This is a genomic window from Nonomuraea composti, from assembly GCF_012034275.1.
Classification (GTDB): Bacteria; Actinomycetota; Actinomycetes; order Streptosporangiales; family Streptosporangiaceae; genus Nonomuraea; species Nonomuraea composti.
The window spans coordinates 47593-54499 of record NZ_JAATEP010000066.1; the positions used below are offsets into that span (position 1 = coordinate 47593).

Sequence of the window (6907 nt, forward strand, 5' to 3'; positions counted from 1 at the left end):
CGACCTGGAACCGCAACCGTGCCGCCCTCCGCGACCTCTCCGGCGCGGTAGCCGCACGCGGACCTGGCCTCATCAATCGGCTCCCCAGGTTGTTGCCCGGCGACCTGTCACAGCGTCGGGGCGTTCGCCTCTCGCGCGTCTACCACGACGCAGGGGATCCTGACCTGGTCCGACACCATCGCGTGCACTCCATGACGGCACAGTTACAGCCTTCCAAGGCACCTGACTCGCTGGCCCGATGCTCATCGGCGACCCCGTACGGGCGGGCACGGTTCCGCTTCCGTGATCCGACCCGTGCCTGTGCCTGGGAATGCGCGCCGAGTGTGACGAGGTCGAGATCTACCACGCCCCAAGGAGAGGGTCCCGGGGCGCAGTGGCTCGATGTCTGTCGTTACTTGACCAAGGTGAGTGCTTTCGCCAGGCCGGGATCCTTTCCGGTGGAGATGTCCTTTGCGGTCAGCGGAACATAGTGGTCAGGCGCCACGCCGATGTCGTTGACGACCTCGTGGTTGGGCCCCTGGTGATGCAGGGGCGGCATGATGAGCATGCTGTTGTCGTCGAGCAGGAATGGAGCCGCGGCGCCCGCGACGACACCGGAGGTGCGAGTGCCTACGATGGGTCCGAGCTCGAGATCCTTGACGGCGGCGGTGAAGTGGTCGCAGGCCGATGCGCAGTCGCGGTCAGCCAGTACCACCAGAGGCAGGTTCAGCAGCGGCACCGTGTCGTCGGTACGCGTCGCCGTGCAGGAGTCCTCGATGTCGCAGTGGTAGGCGGTGACCTTGCCGTGCGCGAACGCGCTCAACAGCCGGTTGGGCTCTTCGGGGGAGCCCCCGGTGTTGCCTCGGACGTCGATCACGACACCTGACAGCTCCTTCGTCGCCTCAAGATCGGAGATCGCTTTGAGGGCCGCATCCGCCCTGCCCTGGCCGAAGTCGGGGACCTTGACGTAGGCGACGTCACCCTCAAGGCGCGAGGTCACCTGAGGCAGGTGCTCCTTGTCCACCGTGAACGAGGAGGGCGTCAAGGTCGCCGTCCAGGTGCGGCCGGTGGCCGGGCGGGTCAGGCGCAACCGGACCGGATCGTGGTCCGGGTAGCTCTGGAAGAGCGGGGTGACGGCGCCGATGGCAAGGACGCCTCCGGGGAACGGCTGCGCCCCGTTGATCGACTGGATGACGTCCCCGGGCCGCAGCCCTTCCTTGGCGGCAGGGCCACCCAGCACACGGGAGACGTACAGGGGGCCTGTGGTCTGGTACGGCGCGCTGAGCATCGGCCCCATGAAGGGAGAGGTGTCGAACCCCAGGCCGTACACGGCGTCCGCGGCATCGGCCGGCGGCTCGCTGCGGGCCCATCTGGCGTGGTTGTCATGCAGGGCGCCGACCATGCCGTTGATCGCGGCCGCGCCGATCGCCTGGCTGAGCGTGTCATCGGACAGCCGGTCGATCACACGCTCGTAGACGGCGGCGAACGCGGCCCAGTCCTTCTGGCGGTCACCGGTCAGGGCGGGCATCGTGGCCTCGGCCACGTCACGCCCCCTCCGGTGCAGTTCGTGAGTGAGCCGGGAGAAAGCCGCCTGCAGCAGCAGACGGTGATCCAGCTTCTTCCCGCTGTAAGACTTGTCGAGGATGCAGGCGAAGGCCTGCTCGACGGTGCTGACCGTGGTGGGCTTGAGCGCTCCTGGTGGTCCTGCCGGTGCGGCGCAGGGTTCGGCGGCGGCGTGCTGCGCGTCCACGGCGTCCGCCTTCGGGCTGCCGGCGAAGCCCGCCATCGCGCCCAAGCACACCGCCACGACGACGATCAGCTGCTTTCTGGCCCTGGACGAGCGACGTAGGAGATAGACACGGTCGATGAGTCTCATGGGATCGTCCATGGTCGCCTGTTGTATCGGCAAGGCGGTTTCGGCGGCGTATCGTCCTGCTTCAGGACGTGTGTCCAGGTCAGATGATCGCGTGTGGTCGTCCACGGTCAGCGGAGTCGTCAGGTGACCTTCGAAGGGGTTGGCGAAGGCGTTCAGGCGTTCCCGGACAGCGCGTTCAGGGCCTGGCGAGCCTCGCCGGCGACGATGCGCCGGTAGCCTGCCTCGCCGAGGTCCAACACATGCCGCAGCGCGAGTGCGTAGGCGCGGTCGAAGGCATCGCCGGCGGGCACTTCGATGTCGGGGATCACGCCGACACTCTCCCAGTTGGTGCCTGTGATCGGGTTGGTCGCACTGCCCGACGGGATGGACGCCTTGAGATGAGGGCCGAGCCAGTAGCGCCCGCCGGGGTTGGCGCCGCCCTTGGTGCGTTCGCCCACCACTGTGGCCCTACCCTGCGACTGCAGGTCGTAGGCGAGTTCCTCGGCGCCGGAGAAGGTGGTTGCGCTGGTCAGCACGTAGATCGGCTTGCCCAGGCCGAAGCGGGGGCCGGGTGCGAAGGGAAGAGTCCAGAACTGCTGGGTCTTGCCGGAGCGGTAGCGGATCGAGTTGAGGTGCGTCTGCTGCTCCTGCCCGGCGCCGAACAGGTAGGTGCACATCAGGCTCACCGTGCCGGGTGCTCCGCCGTGGTTGCGGCGCACATCGACGATCAGCACGTCCGTGTCGGCGACCAAGGTCATGGCCGCTATCACGCGTTCTCCGGCCAATTCCGGCAAGGCGAACATGACGGTGTCGAGGTATCCGACATTGCCCGGCAGTCGCTCGACGCGGGCGATGCCGTATCCGGACAGCGCGACTTCCTGACGGTAGAGCGCGGCGTCGGAGGGGTCGTCCTCCAGGACCTCGGTCACGCTGTGGAGGACTCGCAGGTGCTTGTCGCCGTTGATCAGCTGAAGGTCCGCGGTCACTGCTGCCGCGAAGGCCTCGTCGGTGGTGATCGCATCGTAGAAACCTTCGACCAGCCGGTTGCGGAGCGTCCTGGCGATTTCCTCGGCCACCTTGGGAAAAACGTAGTGATTGATGAGCTGAGTGCAGAGAGCTGTTATTTGCGGGGTCCAGTCCATGGCCGGGAATCTTAGACGTAATTCGTGGTTCGGCAAGCTGGAAATGGCTCAATTGAAACGGCTCGCGTCCCGGCGGATGACAATTCGAACCGCTGCTTCCGAACGTGCTTTGCCCAAGTCCGCCAAATGAGGGCACGCCACGGCGCCTGGCCGCGGCGGGCGGCCAGGCGGGTGCTCGGCGTGCTATGCCGTGGGACAGAACAGAGATTTGAGAGTGTTCGTGATGCGTGTCGATACGGTGCCGCGTTCGGCGTTGTCCATGGCGAGGGTCACGGAGACGGCGAACTGCACGCGGCCGTCGGATGAGGTGAGGGTCGCGGCGGTGAAGCCGGGGGCGCTGCCTCCGCCTCCTGCGGCGAACTCGGGCTTGCCGCCGCAGGGGCCGCCGGCGGGCGGCGGGGATTGGCCGGGGGCCGGGTCGGTGATCACCTTCATCAGGGACGCCGGTATGAGCTTGCCCTGGCGGAAGGCGCGCTGAAAGGCGCTGATGTCGTGGGTGGTGGAGACCACGCCGCCTGCGCCGAGCAGGGTGCTGGCGTTGATGTGGTCGGCATCGCGCATGGTGCCCGATTCATCCGGGGCATAGCCGTGTCCATGCGGGCCCTTGATGCCCTCGCTCGACTTTGTGGGCAGGTAGGTGTGGCGCATGCCGAGTGGAGAGAAGAAGCGCCGGTCGAATTCGGCTGCCAGCGACCTTCCGGTCAGCTTCTCGATGATCATGCCGAGCAGGATGTAGTTGGTGTTGGAGTAGTTGAAGGTGCCGACATCCACCGGCCGGGCCTTCTTGCGGGCGGCGGCCACCAGGTCGATGGGGCGGTAGTTGCGGTCGGGGTCGGAGGTGTCCGGGCCGACGTAGTCGGGGATGCCGGAGGTGAGTTGGAGCAGGTTGCGTACGGTGATCTCGTCGGCCCGCTCCACCAGGTCCTTCTCCGCCACCTCCGGCAGAAGCTTGCTGAGTTTGTCGTCCAGGCTCAGCTTGCCGTCCTCGACGAGTTGTAGTACCGCGGTGGCGGTCATGGACTTGGTCTGCGAGCCGATCCGGTAGCGGGCGGTCGCCGGGATCGCGCCGCCCTTGCCGTCGAGCAGGCGCGAGCCGGCTGATCCCTTCCCCACCTGCTTGCCATCCACGTACACCGCGCCGATGGCTCCCACGATGTGGCCGGTCTTCACCAGGTCTTCCATCGCCTTCTGCACGTCCCCGACCTTGATGGGGGCGGCGGTTGCCGAGGCGGTGGCGGGTGGGGCCGCGCCCAGGATCAGTGCCGCGCACGCCACCGAGGCGAGCCCGGCCACTCTCATTCGGCCCATCATTATGAATTCTCCCTTTCCGAGCCTGACATTAGAACGTTATGCGACAGTCCTACAGCAGGACGTGTTTCCTCTGTGTTTGCATGAGAACGATGGCGGTCTCAAATTCGCCCGGTTCATCGATCGGGCATGGAACGAGCAACGGAAAAGCCCCGATGCGCAATGTGCATCGGGGGAAACAATGGCCCGGCGGCGTCACCACCGATATGCGGTCGGTGACGCCGCCGAGCCTTTTCGGACTCGACCGGCTCATCTGGCGCGATCACGTCACTCACGGGGCATCCAGGCCGGTGGTCGCCGGCCCGGGGCTCCTATTCGGCGGACTTGATGCAGATGACGTTGGCGGGCTCGTCGGTGCCGTTCCCGGACGGGGCCGTCAGGTTGGGCTCACCGGAGGGGCCCGTCAGGTTCGGTTCCCCGGAGGGGGCCGTCAGGTTCGGTTCCCCGGAGGGGGCCGTCTGCTCGGATCCGTCGGGCAGGATCGTCACGTCGGGGGTGCCGGAAGGGGCCGTCAGGTTCGGCTCCCCGGAAGGAGCCGCCTGCTCGGAGCCGTCGGGCAGGATCGTCACGTCAGGGGTGTCGGACGGAGTCGTCAGGTTCGGCTTCCCGGGCAGGCCGGACTGGGGCTGACCAGTCTCGTTCGAGCCGAGACGCGTCACCTTGCCGTCCTGCGAGACGACGACACCCTGCTTGAAGCCGATCTCGGCGCCTTCCGGCAGAGCGGGGGGGTTCTCGACCGTCGTGCCATCCGGCGTCGTGCAGGTCACCTTCGTGCCGGCGGTGGGCGCGTGGTCGTCGGCCAGAGCGGCGCCACCGAGGCCGGTGACGGTGAGTACGGCCACCGCGCCGAGCACCGCGAGACGTTTCTTGAACATGAAGTCTCCTAACTGAGGACAGGATGTGATCGGCGGACGCTTCCCGTAGCTGCCCGCCGTACCTGAAGCGATCCGTCGCGAAGGGGAAGGTTCGGTCCAGCCGAGACCGCAGGAGACGATGCTGGAAGTGCTGCTTCCGGCGCCGGAACGATCTGGGCGGCCGTCAGAGTGGAGCAGACGGTGGTTGAGGGTCAGCGCGTCGGGGTGTGACGTGCCGGCGTACGGTGAGCCGCGGCATCGCTCCCCTTCGACGGACGTTTCATACGACAGGTATACAGAAGCGGCGGTTTCGGGAACGTTTCACCCGGTCCGGCCGCCGCGGACTGCCGGAGCAGAACATCTCAGCACGTACGTCGTAACGCGGATGGCCGCCGCCTGCCGTCGTGCACAGGAGAACGGCCAGGCATTTCCAGGCGTGGGATCGGTCCGCCTGGGCTGAAGGATCGCATGACGAATCGGCGATACGGTCCCGAAACCGCGCTGCCGATACAACGGATGCGACAGGGCGCGGTCGAGCGCCGTCGCTCCGCTTGAGACGGAGCCGCCGAGGCGCTTGCCGAACCGTCGCCCTTGGTTCCCGATCCGAAAAGGAAACACCCATCATGTTGGTCAATGCCCTGCTGGCGGTTGCTGTGACCGTCGCCCCCGCTGCCCCGCCGGCCGAGTACGAGCTGGCCTACAGCAACGCGGTGAAGCTGGAGCAGGTACAGGCGTCGTGCATGAAGGCGGCCGGTCTTCAGTACCTGCCGGACAACATCGTCAAGTCGGTGCGGACCGAGACGGAGCGCAAGGCGCTCAACGGCGATGTCAAGGCCATGCGGCAGCTGCGGGCCGAGGAGGGCTTCGGCATCTGGTCGGAGGTGACCGAGGCCGAGACGAAGGAGCACCCGAACGACAAGATCATCGACAGCCTGCCCGCGGCGAAGCTGAAGGCATACAAGGCCGCCCAGGAGCAGTGCTTCGTCAAGGCGGTCAAGACCGTCCTCAACAAGGACGTGGCCTCCAAGGAGGACTATGAGAAGCAGATCGACCTCGCCATCACCGAGGCGGAGGAGGAGCTGAACAAGGACGTCAAGCTCGCGAAGCTGAGCAAGTCCTTCGCTTCCTGCCTCAAGATCAAGAAGGCCGCCAAGCCGACGGACGTGGCCGAGGCCAAGCGGAAGGAGGTCATCGAAGCGCGTACGGAGATGGCTGAGAAGCAGGGGGTGGCCGGCCCGGACCAGGAGGAGCTCCTGATCCCGAAGGTGTCCGAGGCGCAGGTCAAGCCGCTGCTGAAGAAGGAGATCAAGGCCGCGCTCGATGACCTCGAGTGCGGCGAGGACTTCTACGCCGCCTACGAGCCCAAGGCGTGGAAGCTCAAGCAGAAGGTCTACGCCGAGTACGGTGTGCCTTTCGCCTGGTAAAGCGCAGTGAGGGCCGTCTCGCCAGAGGCGGCCCTCACCCGTTTCCGCCCTCGCCCACATTTCAGAACGGGCCGTTCATGGGTGGTGCGCGATGGCGACACTCTGCGGGCCGCGTAGGAAACGGAGAGTAAACAGCGACTCCGCCACGCTCTGGCCCTTGACGAACTCCTTGACGAAAGGGCAGATCCAGTGACTGGAATCAGCAGAAGGGCCGTACTGACCGTCGGTGCGGCGGCGCTCGCCGCGCCGGCGGCCACGGCGAGCGCCGCGTCCGCGCAGGAACGCCCCTTCCGCGCCGTGGCGGGCCTTGAGCGACCGGCGCGGCCGAACGTGCTGTTCATCTTG

General features: G+C 66.7%; 5 protein-coding genes. 1 reads left to right on the forward strand and 4 read right to left on the reverse strand.

The annotated features are described in order from the left end of the window. Positions 1–391: 391 nt before the first annotated feature. The 4 genes from HCN51_RS62760 to HCN51_RS50060 all read right to left on the reverse strand — a co-directional run bounded on the left by HCN51_RS62760 (position 392) and on the right by HCN51_RS50060 (position 5159). Positions 392–1960, reverse strand: coding sequence for a S41 family peptidase (locus HCN51_RS62760; RefSeq protein ID WP_168019666.1), 1569 nt, complete (start codon positions 1958–1960; stop codon positions 392–394). A 47-nt stretch (positions 1961–2007) separates the two neighbouring features. Beyond that, a complete protein-coding gene (locus tag HCN51_RS50050) occupies positions 2008–2976 on the reverse strand; it encodes a S41 family peptidase (RefSeq protein WP_168019668.1) in 969 nt (322 codons plus the stop codon). A gap of 183 nt (positions 2977–3159) precedes the next feature. Then, a complete protein-coding gene (locus HCN51_RS50055) occupies positions 3160–4275 on the reverse strand; it encodes a serine hydrolase domain-containing protein (protein WP_168019670.1) in 1116 nt (371 codons plus the stop codon). A 320-nt stretch (positions 4276–4595) separates the two neighbouring features. After that, on the reverse strand, positions 4596–5159 hold the full coding sequence (locus HCN51_RS50060; protein ID WP_168019672.1) for a hypothetical protein: 564 nt from the start codon (positions 5157–5159) through the stop codon (positions 4596–4598). 602 nt (positions 5160–5761) lie between these two features. Here HCN51_RS50060 and HCN51_RS50065 point away from each other — a divergent pair. Beyond that, positions 5762–6562: a hypothetical protein gene (locus tag HCN51_RS50065; protein WP_168019674.1), complete on the forward strand. Its 801-nt coding sequence runs from the start codon at positions 5762–5764 to the stop codon at positions 6560–6562. Positions 6563–6907: the final 345 nt, after the last annotated feature.